The organism is Kitasatospora sp. NPDC001225 (assembly GCF_053597855.1).
Genome location: NZ_JBSFJC010000147.1, coordinates 1 through 18,499 on the forward strand (window position 1 = coordinate 1; position 18,499 = coordinate 18,499).

Annotated in this window: 12 protein-coding genes; 7 read left to right on the top strand and 5 right to left on the bottom strand. The window is 72.9% G+C overall.

The window, feature by feature from the left end:
• Positions 1–48: 48 nt before the first annotated feature.
• From ACWDCZ_RS33240 to ACWDCZ_RS33250, 3 genes are all read right to left on the bottom strand, one after another.
• A complete protein-coding gene (locus ACWDCZ_RS33240; protein ID WP_449817781.1) occupies positions 49–2,715 on the bottom strand; it encodes a glycoside hydrolase family 31 protein in 2,667 nt (888 codons plus the stop codon).
• Between the two features lie 347 nt (positions 2,716–3,062).
• Positions 3,063–3,821, bottom strand: coding sequence for a DeoR/GlpR family DNA-binding transcription regulator (locus ACWDCZ_RS33245; protein WP_049649312.1), 759 nt, complete (start codon positions 3,819–3,821; stop codon positions 3,063–3,065).
• Positions 3,822–3,994: 173 nt separating this feature from the next.
• A complete protein-coding gene (locus ACWDCZ_RS33250) occupies positions 3,995–4,999 on the bottom strand; it encodes a LacI family DNA-binding transcriptional regulator (protein ID WP_117486251.1) in 1,005 nt (334 codons plus the stop codon).
• A 282-nt stretch (positions 5,000–5,281) separates the two neighbouring features.
• Between ACWDCZ_RS33250 and ACWDCZ_RS33255 the strand changes: the two genes are divergently transcribed.
• The 5 genes from ACWDCZ_RS33255 to ACWDCZ_RS33275 all read left to right on the top strand — a co-directional run bounded on the left by ACWDCZ_RS33255 (position 5,282) and on the right by ACWDCZ_RS33275 (position 12,245).
• On the top strand, positions 5,282–6,580 hold the full coding sequence (locus ACWDCZ_RS33255; RefSeq protein ID WP_449817782.1) for an ABC transporter substrate-binding protein: 1,299 nt from the start codon (positions 5,282–5,284) through the stop codon (positions 6,578–6,580).
• Between the two features lie 2 nt (positions 6,581–6,582).
• Positions 6,583–7,548, top strand: a complete 966-nt coding sequence (locus ACWDCZ_RS33260) for a carbohydrate ABC transporter permease (protein ID WP_387973095.1) — start codon at positions 6,583–6,585, stop codon at positions 7,546–7,548.
• A gap of 46 nt (positions 7,549–7,594) precedes the next feature.
• A complete protein-coding gene (locus ACWDCZ_RS33265; protein WP_449817783.1) occupies positions 7,595–8,440 on the top strand; it encodes a carbohydrate ABC transporter permease in 846 nt (281 codons plus the stop codon).
• Entirely contained in the window at positions 8,437–10,323 is a 1,887-nt protein-coding gene (locus ACWDCZ_RS33270) for a DUF5107 domain-containing protein (protein WP_449817784.1), read from the top strand. The genes ACWDCZ_RS33265 and ACWDCZ_RS33270 overlap by 4 nt, the downstream gene beginning before the upstream one ends.
• 86 nt (positions 10,324–10,409) lie before the next feature.
• Positions 10,410–12,245 carry an RICIN domain-containing protein gene (locus ACWDCZ_RS33275; RefSeq protein ID WP_449817785.1) on the top strand — a complete coding sequence of 612 codons (1,836 nt, stop codon included), beginning with the start codon at positions 10,410–10,412 and terminating at the stop codon, positions 12,243–12,245.
• 107 nt (positions 12,246–12,352) lie between these two features.
• On the opposite strand, the gene galT is transcribed toward ACWDCZ_RS33275, so the two are convergent.
• Positions 12,353–13,459: a galactose-1-phosphate uridylyltransferase gene (gene galT / locus ACWDCZ_RS33280; protein ID WP_449817786.1), complete on the bottom strand. Its 1,107-nt coding sequence runs from the start codon at positions 13,457–13,459 to the stop codon at positions 12,353–12,355.
• Between the two features lie 265 nt (positions 13,460–13,724).
• Here galT and galK point away from each other — a divergent pair, with 265 nt between their 5' ends.
• Entirely contained in the window at positions 13,725–14,870 is a 1,146-nt protein-coding gene (galK, locus tag ACWDCZ_RS33285) for a galactokinase (RefSeq protein ID WP_449817787.1), read from the top strand.
• A gap of 24 nt (positions 14,871–14,894) precedes the next feature.
• On the opposite strand, the gene ACWDCZ_RS33290 is transcribed toward galK, so the two are convergent.
• Positions 14,895–15,701, bottom strand: a complete 807-nt coding sequence (locus tag ACWDCZ_RS33290) for a DeoR/GlpR family DNA-binding transcription regulator (protein WP_449817788.1) — start codon at positions 15,699–15,701, stop codon at positions 14,895–14,897.
• 402 nt (positions 15,702–16,103) lie between these two features.
• Between ACWDCZ_RS33290 and ACWDCZ_RS33295 the strand changes: the two genes are divergently transcribed.
• A complete protein-coding gene (locus ACWDCZ_RS33295; protein WP_449817789.1) occupies positions 16,104–18,278 on the top strand; it encodes an NEW3 domain-containing protein in 2,175 nt (724 codons plus the stop codon).
• The last annotated feature ends 221 nt before the right edge of the window (positions 18,279–18,499 follow it).

An 18,499-nucleotide genomic window follows, 5' to 3' on the forward strand; every position in this document is an offset into this window, starting at 1 on the left:
GGCGGGGCCCTCGCCGTACCGGGGCGGAAGCCCCTCGCGGTGGTGCGGTCAGTTGCCGCCGTGGACCAGGTTGAGGGAGAAGCCGTCGCCGGTGGGGACGGACGGCGTCCGGACCGTCGTCACCCCGGTGGCGGCGTCGTGGTACCAGCCCGAGCCGGCCGCGTCGAGCGCGGCCGCCGAGTCCCGCCGGGGCAGCGGGCCCGCGTCGGTGGCCACCAGGCGCGGTGCGGGGCGGCCGTGCACGGTGAGGCGGTACGAGCGCTCGGCCGGCTTGCCGGCGTAGTCGCCGTCACTGGCGCCGATGCGGATGTTGGTGACGGCGCGACCGGTGTGCACGTCGACCTGCTGGGTGGCCGAGGAGCCGGCGGCGTACTGCCGGGTGACGCCGTCGTCCTCGTACAGGGTGTAGGAGGAGTCGCCCGAGGCCTTCGGGTAGAGGTCGTAGTCGAGTTCGGAGCGGTCGCGGTTCTCCCAGGACAGCGTGCCCTTGGGCCACATCGGGACGATCGCGCCGCCGCGGACGAACAGCGGCAGGGTGTCGAGCGGGGCGGAGTAGCCGTTGACCGTGGTCGGGCCCTGGTAGGTGCGGCCGGTCCAGTAGTCGGTCCAGGTGCCCTCGGGCAGGTAGATGCCGTCGCGCACGGCGGTGTCCGAGTAGACCGGCGCGACCAGGAAGTCGGGCCCGGCCAGGAACTCGTACGTCGCGTTCGGGCCGAGGGCGTTCGGGTCGTGCGGGTACTCCAGGGCGAGCGGGCGGACCGCGCCGACGCCGGTGCGGGCGGCCTCCGCGGAGAGGGTGTACATGTACGGCAGCAGCCGTTCCTTGAGTTGCAGGTACTTGCGGTTGATCGAGGTGTACGGCTCGCCGTCCAGCCAGGGCTGCTGGTCCCGCTGCTGCGTGCCCGTCATGTCCCGGGCCCAGCCGTCCATGGTCATGATCGCCGGGAGGAAGGCCTTCCACTGCAGGTCGCGGGTGTACATCGCGGGGTCCCGGCGGTAGATCGAGCCGACGTCGCCGGTGTTGTAGGCGATGCCGGACATGGTGGCGCCGGCGTAGGTCGGGATCTGCCAGCGGATGTAGTCCCAGGACAGGCTCTGGTCACCGCTCCACAGCACGCCGCAGCGCTGCGCGCCGGCCCAGGAGACCGGCAGCCAGACGAAGCCGCGGGCGTCGCTGCCGTCCTCGATGCCGGCCTTGGCCTGGTCGCAGGCGTTCAGCGCGAAGTCGTAGCCGTTGCCGACCCAGGCCACGTCGAGCTTGCGCACCCGTACGCCGGCCTTGACCTCCTCGGCCTGGTCGGGCAGGCCGTTCTGGGTCCACAGACCGAGCTGGGCGTGGTCCCTGCGCAGGCCCGTGCCGGTCTGCGCGAGGTTCTCGTAGCCACAGCCGTAGCCGTCGTTGACCAGCATCCAGCCCAGCGGCATCTGGTGGTCCACGTAGCCGTCGGCGACCTTCAGCGCGTCCGGGGTGTGGCGCTCGCCGCGGTTGGCGTTGTGGAGGTAGCAGTCGGCGTCGCCGGGCTCCAGCCCGTAGACCGGCGGCATGAAGGGCTTGCCGACCAGGTCGGTGTACCGGCCGATCACCGCCTTGACGTCACCGGTGAAGTAGTAGGCGTCCAGGCGGCGTTCCTGCTGCCCGGTGCGGACGGGCGAGCCGAAGTCGTAGATCCCGGGCGTGAAGGTGTTGCGGAAGACGCCGTAGCCGGCGGTGGAGACGTAGAACGGCTGGGAGTTGTTCCAGCCGCCCTCGTTCCAGTCGGTGCCGTTGGCGACGTGGACGGTCCGGTCGCGGTGGGAGAAGGAGCCGTTCTGCTCACCGCCGCCGAAGAACTGCTCGTCCGCGCCGCGCTCCAGGCTCTGCCGCAGTCCGCCGGTGCTCCAGCGCAGCGGGGCGCTCTCCTGCCAGAGGGCGGTGCGGTCGTCGGCCTTGTACAGGCCGAACCGCAGCGGGTGCTTGTAGACCCGCAGGACCAGGCCCTTGGAGCGGATGCCGTAGTACGCGCCGGCGTCGAAGGTGCTGGTGTCGCGCTGCGGCTCGGGCTGCTTGCGGACGATCGTGCTGCCCGCCGGATCGGTGAGGACGCCGTCCGGGGCGGCGCGCAGGCGCAGCTGGTCGTCGGCGAGGAAGTCGACCCGGGCCTTCAGGGTGCCCGCGGAGATGTCGTAGCTGCCCTGGGAGCCGCCGAAGCCGGTCAGGTCGCCGGCGTCGGCGGTCTGTGGCAGGTAGGCCGTACCGGTGTAGGAGCCGCCGTGGACGTCGTAGGGGACCACCAGGACGTGGTAGGTGCCCGAGGCCTTGGGGATCACCGTGGCCTCCGGGTCGGCGGTGCCGGCGCTGGTGGCCACCTGCTTGCCGCCGGCGTCGTAGACGTAGAGGTCGAAGTCGTCGGTGGGGTTCTGCCAGCGGACGGACACCGGGACGCCGCCCTCCGGGTTGTCGTCCCAGTACCCGGCCGGCACGTTCACGGTCAGGTCGAAGTGGTCGCAGACCGTGCCGCCCGGGTCCTGCGTGGCCGGAGGGCAGCTGGCGGGGGTGCCGAGGGTGCCCTTGGCGTACTGCGGGCTCTGCCAGGTGACGCTCCGGTGGCCCTGGTCGAGGACGGCGGAGGCGGGGGCCGCGGCGCGGGCGGGGAGGGCGGGCCCGGCGAGGGCGGGGAGGACGGCCAGGGCCGCCAGGAGGGCGGCCCTGCGGAGGTGGGGCCGGAGTGGACGCACGGTGGTGTCTCCGTTCGGCGTTCGAGGGGCGGGTGGTCGGGGGGCCGGTGGTCAGGGCGTGCCGGACGTGCCCGGGCGAGCGGGGAGGCGCCGGTGGCGCACACCGCGGGGAGCGCCGGCACACGGTCGTCCACCGCGGTTGCCGCCTTCGTATGCGCTTGATCGACTGATTGGAAATGCTTGATTGGAGTTGATTCCGCGCAGATGCGAAAGAGCTTCCTGGTTTAGTGAGTTCATGTCAACCGTTGCGGTGACAGAAACGCCCGGCCGGTGGGACCGGCCGGGCGTCAGTGTGGGGTGGGAGCCGGGTCTTCGGGACCCGGGCCCGTGAGGACGGCGCCTCGGCGTCAGGCGCGCAGGATCCGTACGCCGTCGGCGGCGATCGCCTCCTCCTGCGCCGCCGTGACCTCGCCGTCGGTGACCAGGTCGTGGACGTCGGAGAGCGGGCAGATCCGGGCGAAGGTGACCCGGCCGATCTTGCTGCTGTCGGCCAGGACGACCGACCGCGCGCTGCTGCGCAGGAACGCCCGGTCGGTCTGGGCCTCCATCTCGTCGTGCGTGGTGCAGCCCTCCTGGGGGGTCAGGCCGTCCACGCCGATGAACGCGATGTCGAGGTGGTACTGCGCGAGCATCCGGTCGGCGGCCGGCCCCACCAGTTCGTAGCTGGTGGTCCGGGCGATGCCGCCGACCACCACCAGGCGGATGTCCGGCCGGACGATCAGGTCGGCCGCGATGTTGACGGCATTGGTCACGATGGTGATCCCGCCGCGTTCGGCCAGGACGCGGGCCAGCTCGCTGGTCGTCGTGCCGCCGGTCAGGCCGACCACCGCGCCGTCGGGCACCAGCTGCTCGGCCGCCAGGGCGATGCGACGCTTCTCCGCCTGCCGCGTGCCGTGCTTGTGGCGCAGCGGCAGTTCGAGGTTGACGGCGCCGGTGACCGCCCCGCCGCGGGTGCGGTGCAGCAGGCCCTGGTCGTGGAGTTCCTGGAGGTCCCGTCGGACGGTGGCCGCCGACACCCGCAGGAGCCCGGCCAGCTCGTGCACATCGGCGCTGCCCGTCTCGGTGAGGTGCGTGAGGATCCGGGAGGTGCGGTCGGCTTTGAGCATGGCGGAAGTCTAGTGCCGCGCGCGCGAGGGACGATCTTTGCGTGGAACTGCGCGGAACCGCATGGCACCGTCGGGCGCGGGCGCGATGCAGTAGTCGGGGGCGTTGCCGGGGGGCCGGGGCGTGGGGAGCCCGTGCCGCCCCGCGCGGTGCCGAGGGGCCGGGCCGGGTCCGTTCAGCGGCCGTCGGCCGGGCCGGTGCTGTCCCGGACGACGAGTTCGGGCCGCAGCAGCTGGATCGAGTTGGCCGGGCTGCCGGACCGGGTGAGGGCGCGCAGCAGCAGCTCGACCGCCTCCCGGGCCATCTCCCGTTTGGGGATGGCCACGCTGGTGAGCGCCGGTCGGGCCACGCCGACCTCCGGGTTGTCGTCGTGCCCGACGATCGACAGGTCGCGGGGCACGGAGCGGCCCTCGGCCCGGGCGGCCTCCAGTGCCCCCAGGGCGAGGACGTCGTGGGTGGCGAAGAGCGCGGTGATCGTCGGGTCGGCGGTGAGTGCCGCCGTCGCCGCGGCGAAGCCGCCCGCGGGGGTGGGTTCGGACGCCGTGTGGACGGCGGCGTCGGGGACGGTCAGTCCGTCGGCGGCGAAGGCGCGCCGGAAGCCCGCGACCCGCGGGCCGTGGTCGGGGCTGGCGAGCACCGCGACGCGTTCGTGCCCGAGTTCGCGCAGGTGGCGCCCGGCCAGGTAGCCGGCCCGCTCGTAGTCGATGGTGACCACCGGGAAGCGGTCGGGGGCGTCGGTCTCCCAGGCGCACAGGGCGACCGGGAAGGAGGCCTCGGCCAGCAGCGGCAGGTGGTCGATCAGGTCCCGGTCGCCGGCGATCAGCAGGGCGTCCACCGAGCGGCTGGTCAGGCCCGCCAGGTGCCGTTTGGCGCGCTCGCCGTCGAGCCGGGTGGTGCAGAGCAGCAGGTGGTAGCCGTTCGCGTCGAGGACGTCCTCGACCTCCTCGACGATGTCGGGGTAGAAGGAGCCCGTCACGGTGGGGACGAACAGTCCCACCGTCCTGGTGGCGCCGGTGGCCAGGGAGCGTGCGACCAGGTTGGGGGTGTACCCCAGTTCCCCGATCGCGGCGCGCACCCGGGCCGCGGTCGCCGGGCTCACGGCCCCCCGCCCCCGGATGACGTTGGAGACGGTCTGCTTCGTGACCCCGGCACGCTCGGCCACGTCCTGCATCGTCACCATGACTGGATCCTTCGACTTTACCGGTCAACTTGCTTTCGGTGAAAGGTAGGGCACCGGTGAGGGGGCGTCAAGATTGATCAAACCCCCGCCCTGGCTCGTCACTTGAGAGTTCCTTGCGTGAACGGTGTCGAGACACCGCGGTCCTGAGCAGGTTTTTGCAAGGACTCTTGATTTACCGGTCAACCCGACCGTATCGTCCCAGCCATCCAGCCGCTCCCCGTCCTCGGGCCCCGGCTGACGACACGTCCGCGCGGCATCTCGCGCCTCCGAGAGGAACCACCCATGGGGAGAACGACCATGCCCGCCGCCCGCGTCGTCGGGGCGGCCACCGCCGTCGCCCTCGCGCTCGGAGCGAGCGCCTGCGGCAGCGGCTCGGAGGGCGGCGCGAAGGCCGCCGGCAGCTTCACCTACTGGTCGATGTGGCGCGCCGACGAGCCGCAGGCCAAGGTGCTGAAGGCCGCGATCGACGACTTCACCGCCACCACCGGCGCCAAGGTGGACGTCACCTGGGCGGGCCGGGACATCGCCAAGAAGATCGGCCCGGCGATCGCCGCCAACCGGGCCCCGGACCTGTGGGACGAGTCCGACGACAAGGTCTACGGCACCACCGCCGCGGCAGGCCAGGCACTGGACCTCTCGCCGGTGCTGCAGCTGCGGGTGCCCGAGGAGGACGTCCCGGTCTCCCAGGTCCTCCCGGCCAAGTACTTCGACATGCTGCCGAAGGACCCCTCCGGCTCCAACCACTACGTGATCCCGTACGAGGTCGTCACCAACGCCATGTTCTACAACGCGGCCGACCCGGCGATCACCACCGCCATGCCGAGTCCGCCCACCGACTGGGCCGGACTGCTCAAGGCCTGTGACGCGCTGAAGGCGGCCGGGAAGGCGTGCGTCGCCTCCGAGGGGGAGGATCCCTGGAGCAACGCGCTGTACTTCGACTACCTGCTCGACGGAGCGGGGGTGAACGTCGCCCAGCTCGCCGCCGACCGGACCGGCGCGACCTGGGACGACCCGGCGGTCCTCGGCGCGGCGCGGCAGGTGGAGCAGCTGGTGAGGGGCGGCCACCTGATCGAGGGCTACGACGCCACCAAGTACCCCGCGCAGGAGACCAACTGGGCGGGCGGCAAGGCCGCCTTCTACATGGACGGCAACTACGTCACCGCCGAGGTGGCCAAGCAGGTCCCGGCCGGCTGGAGGACGGCGTCGATGCTGCCGCCCGGCGCGAAGACCCCGGACGCCGGCCTGTTCGGCTTCGCGATCCCCAAGCGGGCCAGGAACGCCGCCGCCGCACAGAAGTTCATCGCCTTCTTCCTGCAGAAGAAGCACCTGTCCGGGATCTCCACCACCGCGGGCAACCTCACCCCGCGCGGCGACATCCCGGCCCCCGCCGAACTGGCCGACGTCCAGAAGGCCCTGGAGGCCCCGACCGTGCGCCTCGCCTTCGACGGGGTGGCCGGCAGCTGGCTGCCCAAGGTCCTGAACGAGAACTACCTGGACTTCTGGCACGGCAGGACCACGGCCGACCGGTTCGTCGCCAAGTGCAAGGCCGACCAGGTCACCTACTGGCAGACCCAGGGCTGACGGTGGCGACGACGATCGAGGAGCCGCCCCGGACGGACGCCGCCCCGGGCCGGTCCGAGCGCGCCGTCCGCTCCGGCGTCGGCCCGCTGGAGCGCCAGCGCCGCCGGGTGTTCTGGCCCTTCACCGCCCCCGCGCTGATCGTGTACGCGGTGCTGTTCGTCGCCCCGGTCGGCTACGCCCTGTGGACCAGCCTGTACGCGTGGGACGGCATGGGCGAGATGGAGTGGCGCGGCCCGCGGAACTACCTCCTGCTGTTCCAGGACCCGAGGTTCCGCACCTCGCTGTTCAACACGCTCGAACTGATGGTCGTCGGAGGCACGATCACCTTCGTGCTCAGCTTCGCGCTGACCCTGGTGCTGCGAGAGATGCGGGCCAGGCTCTTCGCCCGGTCGGTGCTGTTCTTCCCCTCGCTGGTCAACGGCATGGTCTTCGGCATCGCCGCCGGGTTCCTGTTCTCGCCCACCGGCCCGGTCAACCAGGCGCTGAAGGTCTTCGGGGTGACCACACCGCCCAAGTGGCTGTCGACGGACAACCTGCTCCCGATGGTCCTGGGCACCCTGGTCTGGACGGCGACCGGCTACTACACCTCCATCATCATGGCGGCGGTCGACCAGATCCCCGACTACCTCTACGAGGCGGCCGAACTCGACGGTGCCGGCCCCTTCCAGCGCTTCCGGCACATCACCCTGCCGTGCGCCTGGGACGTCATCGCGGTCTGCGCGGTGCTGTGGACCGTCAGCTCGGTGAAGATCTTCGAGCTGATCCTGCTCTACGGCGGCAGCACCAACGCCTATCCGCCGGTGAGCAGTTGGAACACCGCCGTGTACGTGTACGCCGAGGCCTTCCCGCAGGGCACCGTCCCCCGGCTGGGCACGGCCACCGCCGCCGCGATCGTCAGCCTGGCCATGGTCACCCTGATCACCGTCGTGCTGCGCCGCCTGCTGCGCCGCGAACCGGTCGAGTACTGACCCGTCGCGTCCCGGCCCCCCGCACCCAACCGGAAAGGTCCCTCCCGTGCGACGCAGTAACCGACCCACCGGACCCGCGAGCAGGATCGGCACGGCCGCCGTCTGGATCGTCGTCGCCGCCGACCTGCTGCTGCTCCTGTGGATCCTGCTGACCTCGCTGCGCAGCGGCCCCGACATCCTGCGGCACGGCTTCGGCCTGCCGACCAGCCCGGACACCGGCAACTACACCACCGCGCTCGACGAGGGCGGCTTCGCGCGGGCGGCCCTCAACAGCGTGCTCACCGCCGGCCTCTCCTCCGTGGTCGCCGTCGCCCTCGCCGCCCCCTGCGCCTACGCCCTCGCCCGGCGCCGCTCGCGGACCTCCTCGGCACTGACGATGAGCTTCGCCATGGGCCTCGGCGTGCCCGGCCAGGTCCTGGTGGTGCCGCTGTTCATCGGCCTGTCCCGGGTGGGCCTGACCGACAGCGACCTCGGCCTCGGGCTGGTCTACGTCGGCCTGGCGATGCCGTTCACCGTCTTCCTGCTGACCGGCTTCTTCCGCGGCGTCCCCGGCGTGCTGGAGGAGGCCGCCGTCCTGGACGGCGCCGGCCCGCTGCGCACCTTCGTCCAGGTGGTGCTGCCGGTCGCCCGGGGCGGACTGGTCACCGCCTTCCTCCTGCAGTTCATCACCGCCTGGAACGAGACCCTGTTCGCCCTCGTCCTGACGAACAGCCAGGGAACGACCACCCTCCCGGTGGCGCTCTCCTCGTTCGTCGCGGCACAGCAGTTCAACGGCCTGGACTTCGGCACGATGTTCGCCGGGGTCTGCATCATCCTCGCCCCGATGATCGCGCTCTTCTCCTGGATGGGCTCGCGGATCATCCAGGGCATGACAGTTGGGATCGGCAAGTGACCTCGACCCTGCGCACCGACCCGCTCCGCATCGACGGGACCCCCGATCCGGTCGGCGGCACCCTGCCGATCCTGCACGGCCTGCCCCGGCAGACCGGCGCCGGCGCCGGGGTCGACGACGAGATGCGCCGCAACCTGGCCTACGGGGTGCCCGACACCCTGCTGCCGTACACCCGGCAGAGCGGGTACGACCGCGTCCGTACCGAGCGTGAACTCCCGTGCGTGGTACTGGAGAACGAGACCCTCACCGCGACCTTCCTGCCCTCCCTCGGCGGGCGGCTGTGGTCCCTGGTCCACCGCCCCACCGGACGGGAACTGCTGCACCGCAACCGGATCCTGCAGCCCGCCAACCTCGCCCTGCGCGACGCCTGGCTGGCCGGCGGGGTGGAGTGGAACCTCGGCGCCACCGGGCACTGGCCGCTGACCTGCGAGCCGCTGCACGCCGTCCGGGTGCGCGCGCCCGACGGCACCCCGGTCCTGCGGATGTACGCCTTCGAGCGGCTGCGGCGCCTGGTGCTGCGGATGGACAGCTGGCTGCCCGCCGGCTCCCCGGTGCTCTACGTCCATGTCGCCGTGCACAACCCCGCACCGACCGAGACGCCGGTCTACTGGTGGTCCAACATCGCGGTGCCCCAGGACCGGGACGTGCGCGTCCTCGGCCCGGCCGACCACGCCTTCCACTGCGACTACGTCAGCGATCTGCGCCGGGTGGCCTTCCCGGAGGCCGACGGCGCCGACCGCAGCTACCCCGGCCGGGCGGCGCGCGCCGCGGACTACTTCCTCGACCTCCCCGGCGGCGAACGCCCCTGGATCGCCGCGCTGGACGGCACCGGCGCCGGGCTCGTCCAGACCTCCACCGCCCGGCTGCGCGGACGCAAGCTGTTCTGCTGGGGCACCGGCACCGGCGGCAGGCACTGGCAGGAGTGGCTCTCCGGCCCGGACTCCGCCTACCTGGAGATCCAGGCGGGCCTGGCCCGCACCCAGCTGGAGCACCTGGCGATGCCCGCCGGCGCCACCTGGTCGTGGACCGAGGCGTACGGGCTGCTGCAGGCCGATCCCACGGCCGTGCACGGGAGTTGGGACGCCGCCCGGAAGGCCGCCGGCCAGGCGCTGGACCGGCTGCTCCCGCGGCTGGACCTGGAGCGGGCCGACGCCCGGGCCGGGGAGTTCGGCGCGCCCGAGGAGGTGCTGTCCGAGGGAGACGGCTGGGCCGCGCTGGAGATCGAGGCCGGCGCTCTGCCCGCCTCGCCCGCCCTGCCCTTCGGCGAGCCGGCGGCCGCCCAGGAGCCCTGGCGACGGCTCCTGAGGACCGGCACGCTCCCGGTCTGCGACCCGCCGGCCGAGCCGGTCACCGGCGCGCACTGGCGGCGGCTGCTGGAGGCGAACGCCACGGACTGGCACGCGCTGTACCAGCTCGGGCTGCTGCGCCTGGCCGACGGGGAACGGGAGTCCGCCCACGAGGCGTTCGAACGCTCCGTCGCCGTGCAGGCCTCGCCGTGGGCACTGCGCGCGCTCGCCCTCCTCGCCCCGCAACCGCGGGAGGCCGCCGACCTCCTGCTCTCGTCCCACCGACTCCGCCCGGAACTACGGGAGTTGACGATCGAGACGCTGGAGTCGCTGCGGCGCGCCGAGCGCCCAGCCGAGGCACTCGCGCTGATCGAGGCGCTCTCCCCGGCCGACCGGGCGCACGGGCGGATCAGGCTGGCCGAGGCGGAGGCGGCGCACGCCCTCGGCGACGACGACCGGGTCCGGCGACTGCTGGCCGAGGGCATCCAGGTCGACACCATGCGCGAGGGCGAGCTCTCCCTGGACACCCTCTGGCTCGCCGTCCACCCCGGCACACCCGTGCCCCCGCGGTACGACTTCCGCATGGCGGACGGCTGACCGCCCGCCGCCCCGGACCACTCTCCCGTTCCGCACCCCCACAGCAGGGGCGCAACCGTGCGCCCCGCCACGGAAGAGGAGTACCAGTGCCACCTCTACCCACCCGATGGGCCCGCGTCCTCGCCGCCACCGCCCTGGCGGCGCTCGGCGCCGGCACCCTGGCCGCCGGACCGGCGTCCGCCGACAGGCCGTCCGCCGACTCACCCGCCGCCGGCAGGCCGGCCCCCGCCACGTACACGGTCTCGGTCGGCAGGACCGGCTCGTACGCCTACCCCGACGACACCCAGGCCAGTCCCTACACCGACAAGGACGGCACGTTCTACTTCCAGCAGTCGCACTCGCTGTACGGCGCGAACGACTCCCGGCAGTGGGACTTCTTCACCGGCCGGGACTTCGACAGCGCCACCAGGTCCGCCGCGATCAGCGACGCCGTCAACCCCGCCGACCCGTCGGACCGCAACGACGACACCACCGCACGCTGCAACAACAGCCCCACCGGACGGGAGTCCAGCTACGCGCCGCAGGGTTCGCACTACGCCCAGCGGAACTACTGCGACCTGGCCGGGGTCTGGGTCGACCCGGACAGCGGGGACTGGTACGGGCTGGTGCACAACGAGTTCACCCCCCAGCCCTTCGGCGACGGCCTGCACTACGACGCGATCGACTACGCCGTCTCCACCGACCAGGGCCGGACCTGGACGATCAGGGACCACGTGATCACCTCGCCCCGCAGCACCACGCGAGGTGACACCGCGGCCTTCCCGCAGCAGACCTTCTCCTACGGCGACGGCGACCAGCGACTGTTCGTGGACACCGCCTCCGGATACTTCTACGTCTTCTACGGCTCCCGGATCGTCGACAAGGGCGGCAGCTGGGGCGCGTTCCAGCAGCACGTCGCGCGGGCCCCGATGTCCGCCAAGATGGCGCCGGGCAGCTGGCAGAAGTGGTACGACGGCGCGTGGTCGCAGCCCGGGGCCGGCGGCCTGGAGAGCGACATGGTGCCCGCCGACGGCGCCAACCCCACCGGGTACCTCCCGCCGGCCAAGGAGTACGACCCGGCCAACCCCGGCACCGTGAGCCGGCAGATCGCGGTCGGCACGCTCGCCCCGAGCACGCCGCTGTTCGTCATGAACATCGCCTACGACGCCTACCTGGGCCTCTACATCGGCACTCCGCAGGCCGTCGACCAGAGCGGCAACGCCCCGCAGCAGATCTACGCCACCAAGGACCTGGCCACCCAGAAGTGGACGCTGCTCGGCGACACCGGCGGTTACCACACCGCCTCCTGGTACCGCTGGTTCCTGGACAGCGCCAGCCTGACCGGCACCACGATTGTCGGCAGGACCTTCCGGTCGTACTGCTCCTTCGCCTGCGCCGGCTCGGACGGCCAGTACGTCGAGCTCACCGTCGGCTCGTCCGCGCCGGCCGCCCCGCCGGTCGACCTGGCCAGGACCTACCGGATCCAGAGCGGCAACGGCCGGGTCCTCGCCCAGAGCGCCGGCGGCTCCGCCGTCACCTCCACGGCCAGGGCGGCCGGCTCCGCCCGCGAGTCCTGGCGGTTCCTGGCCGAGGGCGACGGCTCCTACCGGATCGTCAACGCCGCCACCGGTCGGCTGCTGGGCGTCGACGCCACCTCGACGGCGGGCCGGGCCTGGGGCGCGGCGCTGACCGCCACCGGCGCCGTCGGCGGGAACGCCACCGTCGGGCAGCAGTGGTTCGTGCTCCCCAGCAAGGCCGGGAAGGGCCGGTTCCAGCTGGTGAACCGTTACAGCGGCCTGGTGATCGGCATGTCCGGCACCTCGGGCCGACTCGCCGAGACCGTGCCCGCCCGCTCCTGGAGCGACACCACCGGCTCCACGGTCGGCGGCGGCCGCACGGCGGCCGAGCAGACCCTCGCCTTCGTTCCGCAGGCGCCGCGGTGACGCGGGAGCCGGACACCGGATCGCCGCCGCGGCGGTGGTCGACCTCCTGACCCCGACCCCGGCACGGCTCGATCGACGGCCGTGCCGGGGCCCTCCTGTGGGCCGGGTCAGTCGGCCGCGGCCTCGCGCAGCCGCTCGGCGGCGGCCTCCGGACTCACATCGGTGACGAAGGCGTCGAGTCCGGATTCCACGCCCGCCAGGTACTTGAGCCTGCCGGGAGCGCGCCGGACGGTGAACAGCTCCAGGTGCAGGGCGAGTTCGTCGCCGCCGTCCTTCGGCGCCTGGTGCCAGGCGGAGATGTACGGGGTCCGGTTCGGCGCGGAGCCGGCGGCAGTGGGGAACAGCCGGTCGAAGCGGCGCAGCAGGTCGAGGTAGAGGCCGGGGAACTCGGCGCGCTCGGCCTCGTTCAGCGCGGTGAGGTCGCGCACCCGGCGGTTGGGGTAGAGGTGGACCTCGTACGGCCAGCGGGCGGCGAAGGGCACGAAGGCCGTCCAGTGCCCGCCCCGGAGCACCAGCCGCTCGGGGGCGGCCCGTTCGGCGGCGACGAGGTCCTCGAAGAGGTTCCGCCCGGTGCTCGCCCGGTACGCCTCGGCGCGGCCGATCATCCGGGCGGTGCGGGAGGGGACGAAGGGGAAGGCGTAGATCTGCCCGTGCGGGTGGGCCAGGGTGACGCCGATCTCCTCGCCGCGGTTCTCGAAGCAGTACACCTGCCGGACCTCGGGCCGGGCGGAGAGTTCGGCCGTGCGGTCGGTCCAGGCGTCCAGCACCAGGCGGGCCCCGGCCTCGTCCAGGTCGGCGAAGGAGGCGTCGTGGTCGGGGGCGAAGCAGACCACCTCGCAGCGGCCGGTGCCCGGCCGGAGGGTGCGCAGGGGGTCGTCCTCGTGGGCGGTGACGTGGGCGGCGGAGTCCGGGGCGAGCGAGGGGAAGCGGTTCTCGAAGACCACGACCTGGTAGTCGGCCGCCGGGACCTCGCTCAGCCGTCCGTTCCGGGAGGGGCAGAGCGGGCACTCGCCGGCCGGGGGGTGGTAGGTCCGCTGCTGGCGGTGGGCGGCGACGGTCACCCACTCGCCGAGCACTGGGTCGAGCCGGGTCTCGGAGAGGCTCGCGGAGGGTTCCAGCGGGCGTTCGTCCACGGCGTTCCGGGCCGCGCCGAACTCCTGGTCGTAGTAGACGAGTTCGCGGCCGTCGGCCAACTTGGTCGCGGTCTTGTGCACCGCCGTGCTCCTTCTGCGGGGGAGTTCGGCCAGTCTGCGCCGATCTCCAACAGAATCAAACATATTCGATCGCTTGTCAACAGGTGTAGACCTGCCGACAGGGCATCGGGCACCGTTTCCGGTCCGCGCCGCGATGCGAAACCCGCAGGTGTTGACTGCGGCGGCCGATGATGTTTGATTATGTCGAAATCGGCTCCCGTCCGCCGATGGAGGCACCGACGGGAGCCGCCACGACGCACGCGCACGACGTACGGGAGCCGAGCAGATGATCGACCGGGCCGCCACCGACTTCGAGGCCGTCCACGGCGCCCGGCCGAGCGGCGTGTGGGCCGCGCCAGGCCGGGTGAACCTGATCGGTGAGCACACCGACTACAACGACGGCTTCGTCCTGCCCATCGCCCTCCCGCACACCACCAGGGTCACCGCCCGCCGCCGCACGGACGGCCGGGTGCGGTTCCACAGCACCCGGGGCGACGGCACCGTCACCGACCTCGCGCTCGACGGCCTGGCCCCCGGGGTCGTCACCAGCTGGGCCGCCTACCCGGCCGGCGTGTTCTGGGCCCTCGCCGAGGCCGGACACGCGATCGGCGGCGCCGACCTCTCCGTCGACAGCGACGTGCCGGCCGGTGCCGGGCTCTCCTCCTCCGCCGCCCTGGAGTGCGCCACGGCCGCCGCCCTGAACGACCTGTACGGGCTCGGCCTGTCCGCGCCGGACCTCGCCCTGGTCGCCCAGCGGGCCGAGAACGCCTTCGTCGGCGTGCCCTGCGGGGTGATGGACCAGATGGCCTCCGCCTGCTGCACGGACGGTGCCGCGCTGCTCCTCGACACCCGGACGCTGGAGCGGCGCCACGTCCCGCTCGACCTGGAGGCGGCCGGCCTCCGGCTGCTGGTGATCGACACCCGGGTCAAGCACGACCTCGGCGACGGCGCCTACGCCGCCCTGCGGGCCGACTGCGAGCGTGCCGCCGACCTGCTTGGCCTGGCCGCGCTGCGCGACCTGCCGGCCGCCGGCCTCACCGCGGCCCTGGAGCGCCTGCCCGGGGAACTCGCCCCGCTGGTGCGGCACGTGGTCAGCGAGAACCGGCGGGTGGCCGAGGTGATCGAGCACCTGGACGGCGGGCGGACCGCCGCGCTGGGGCCGGTCCTGACGGCCGGACACGCCTCGCTGCGCGACGACTTCCGGGTCTCCTGCCCCGAGACGGACCTCGCGGTCGAGGCCGCCGTGGCCGCCGGGGCGCTGGGCGCCCGGATGACCGGCGGCGGCTTCGGCGGCTCCGTCATCGCGCTGGTGGCCGCGGCGGACGTGGCAGCGGTCGCGGACGCGGTGCGGTCGGCCTTCGGCACCGCGGGCTTCGCCGCACCCGTCGCCTTCACCGCCGTCCCCTCTGCGGGGGCGCGTCGACTGGCCTGACCGGGCGGGGCCCGGAGCCCCCGGTCAGCCGGCGGCCGGTACCACGACGAGTTCGCCGACCGCCTCGGCGAGCACGTTGCGGGCCGCCGCGGGGAGGGCGTCGTCGGTGATGAAGCAGTCGACCTCCGTCAGGGCCGCGAAGCTGCTCAGGCCGACGACGCCCCACTTGGTGTGGTCGGCGACCACGACGGTGCGGCGGGCCGAGGCGATCAGGGCCCGATTGGTCTGCGCCTCGGCGAGGTTGGGGGTGGTGAGCCCGGCCTGCTCGCTGACGCCGTGCACGCCGAGGATGAGCAGGTCCACGTGGAGGGTGCGGATCGTCTGGTCCGCGAGGGCCCCCACCAGGGCCGCGGAGCGTGTCGGCGCCCCACCGGTCAGCAGCAGCGACGGAACGGTCTCCGCTCCGTCGCTCTCCGCCGCCCACAGCAGGTCCGCGATCCGCAGGGAGTTGGTGACGACCGTCAGCCCCGGCACCTCCAGCAGCCGGGAGGCGACCGCGTAGGTGGTGGTGCCGGCGGACAGCGCCACCACGCTGCCCGGTTCCACCCGCCGCGCGGCGGCGTCGGCCAGCGCGGCCTTGGTGCTCTCCTCCAGCCCGGACTTCACGTCGAAGCCGGGTTCGTCCGTGCTGGCGGTCCCCACCGCGATGGCCCCGCCGTGGACCTTCCGCACGTCTCCCTGGCGGACCAGCGCGTCCAGGTCGCGGCGGATCGTCATGTCCGACACGCCGAACTGCTCGACCAGCTCGGCGACGCGCACCGCGCCGGCCTTGCGGATGGCCTCCAGGATCAGCGCCTGGCGCTGCGGGGCGAGCAAACTCTGATCAGCCACGAAGGCCCTTTCGATCGAACGGGTGCCTGACCGCTCCCGCTTCCTCCGGCAGGCCGACCCTGCCGCGGTCCGGACGTACCGGTGCCACCGCCGAGGGCCGGGCGGGACGCCGGGGCGTTCGCGTCGGCGACCGGGGAGCCGTCGGCCGCGACATGATCCAGTATCCCAGGACCCCAACGGGCCCCGACCCGACCGGTCGGCCGGTCGCGCTCCTGCGTCCGGTGGCGGCTCGGCCGGGCCGGGGCCACGTGCACTCGTGCTCGGACTTTGCCATTGAGTGCGTGTTATTGCTTATTCTGCCCGTCATCTTGTCATGAGTGAGCAGAGCCCCGTACAAATGGTCCGGCTGGGACCAACAGCAGCCATCCATGCCCTGACCCCGAGATCCCGTGAGGTCGAAGCGTGTCAACTGCCCTCCGCCGGTGGCTCCGTACCACCGTCGCCTGCTGTACGGCGCTCGCCGCCGTGTCCACCGCTACGCTCCTGGCTCAGCCCGCGGTCGCCGCGGAGCCCTCCCCGCCCGGCACCGTCGCCGAGTACCCGAACTACGCCCCCACACCGCCCATGGGCTGGAACGACTGGTCGTACTACCAGTGCGGGATCGACGAGAAGACCATCCTCGACAACGCCCGGGCCCTCGTCTCCACCGGGCTGGCGAAGAAGGGGTACGACACCGTCACCATCGACGACTGCTGGATGTCCAAGCAGCGCGACGCCCAGGGCAACCTGGTCGCCGACCCGCGGCTGTTCCCGCACGGCATGGCCTACATCGGACGCCAAGTCCACGACCTCGGCCTGAAGTTCGGCATCTACGAGGACGCCGGGACCGCCACCTGCGGCGGCTACCCGGGCTCCCTCGACCACTGGCAGCAGGACGCGGACCTGTTCGCGTCCTGGGCCGTCGACTACGTCAAGCTCGACGGCTGCAACGTCCCGGTCAAGCCCGGTGAGACCGAGGAGCAGAGCTACCGCGACACCTACACCGCGATGAGCCGGGCGCTGCTCGACACCCACCGCAGGATGGTCTTCTCGGTCTCCGCGCCCGCCTACTTCCAGGGCGCGACGAACTGGGAGTCGGTGATCCGCTGGTCCGCGCCGCTCGGCAACCTGTGGCGGGAGGGCGCGGACATCGCACTCGGCCAGGCCAGTGGCGCCGAGAAGTGGGCGTCGATCATGTACAACTACGGCTACAACGTCGGACTGGCCGACCTGCAGCGCCCCGGCCGGTGGAACGACCCCGACTTCCTGCTCGCCGGCGACTCCGGGCTCAGCCAGGACGAGATGCAGAGCCAGATCTCGCTGTGGGCCGTGATGGCCGCGCCGTTGATCTCCAGCACCGACCTCACCCGTCTCTCCCCGGCGGCGTTGGAGCTGCTCGGCAATCGCGACGTCATCGCCGTCGACCAGGACCGGCTGGGCGTCCAGGGGCGGGTCGTCCAGCACGGAACCGGCTACGACGTGCTGAGCAGGCCGCTGGCCGGAGGGGACCGGGCGGTCGCGCTCTTCAACTCCTCCGACACCGCGCAGACCATCACCACGACCGCCGCCCGGGCGGGCCTGCCCGCCGCCGACGGCTACCGGCTCGACGACCTGGTGACCAAGAAGGCCGTCGGGACGGCCGGCGTGATCTCCGCGAACGTGCCGCCGCACGCCACGGTGCTCTACCGGGTCCACCCCGGTGCGACCCGCGGCCTGGCCCCCGCCACCGCCGTCACCTGGCAGGACATCAGCACGGCGCAGGAGCCCGGGACGTACCGGATCACCCTGGCCGACAACGGCGCCGTCGCGCTGAACGACACCAGCGTGCGGATCAGCGCCCCCGCCGACTGGACCGTCACCCCGGCGACCGTCACGCTCCCGCGCATCGCACCGGGCGCGACCGCGTCGGCCACGGTGACGGTGCACGGCCCCCAGGGCGCTCCCGGCACCACGGCCACGGCGATCACCGCCACCGCGAGCTACCGGGCCCGACCGGCCGGGGTCGACACCGTCAGCGGTGAGCAGACGATCGTGCGGACCGTGCCCTACCCGTCGCTGGAGGCGGCGTTCGACAACGTCGGCGCCACCTCCGAGAGCGACACCGCTCCCGGCGACTTCGACGGCGCCGGGAACAGCTACTCGGCGCAGGCCCTGGCCCTGGTCGGCGCCACCGCGGGCGCCACGATCAGCGCCAACGGCCTCAGCTTCACCTGGCCGTCCGCGGCCGCCGGCACCAACGACAACGTGTCGGCCGCGGGCCAGGAGATCACCTTCAGCGGCCAGGGCAGCGCGCTGGGCTTCCTCGGGGCCGAAGCGGGCTTCGCCTCCGGCACGGTCACCGTCGCCTACACCGACGGCACCACCAGCAGCGGCCAGTTGGGCTTCCCCAACTGGTGCTGCACCCCGACCGACGCCTACGGCGCGAAGACCGCGTTCACCACGGACCACCGCAACACGCCCACCGGGCCGGGCAACTTCGGCACCGGGTACGGCGTCTTCACCAACACCGTCCCGCTGACGCCCGGCAAGACGATCCGTTCCGTCACGCTGCCCCGCGCCGCGGCGATCCACGTGTTCGCGCTGGCCGTCCAGCCGTGATCCGCGCCGCCCGGCCCACCGGACCGGTTCCCGTGAGCCGGGCGGTCGGCGTTCCCCCGCCCGAGACATTGCCCCTCCCCGCGAACGGCATCCAGGACCCCTCCATGACCGTCACGAACCGCACCACCCTGGCCGGTGCCCGGCTGGTCCTGCCCGGCGGCGTCGTCGAGGGCGACCGCCTCGCCGTCGAGGGCGGGCGCATCGCCGGCCTCGGCGGCGAC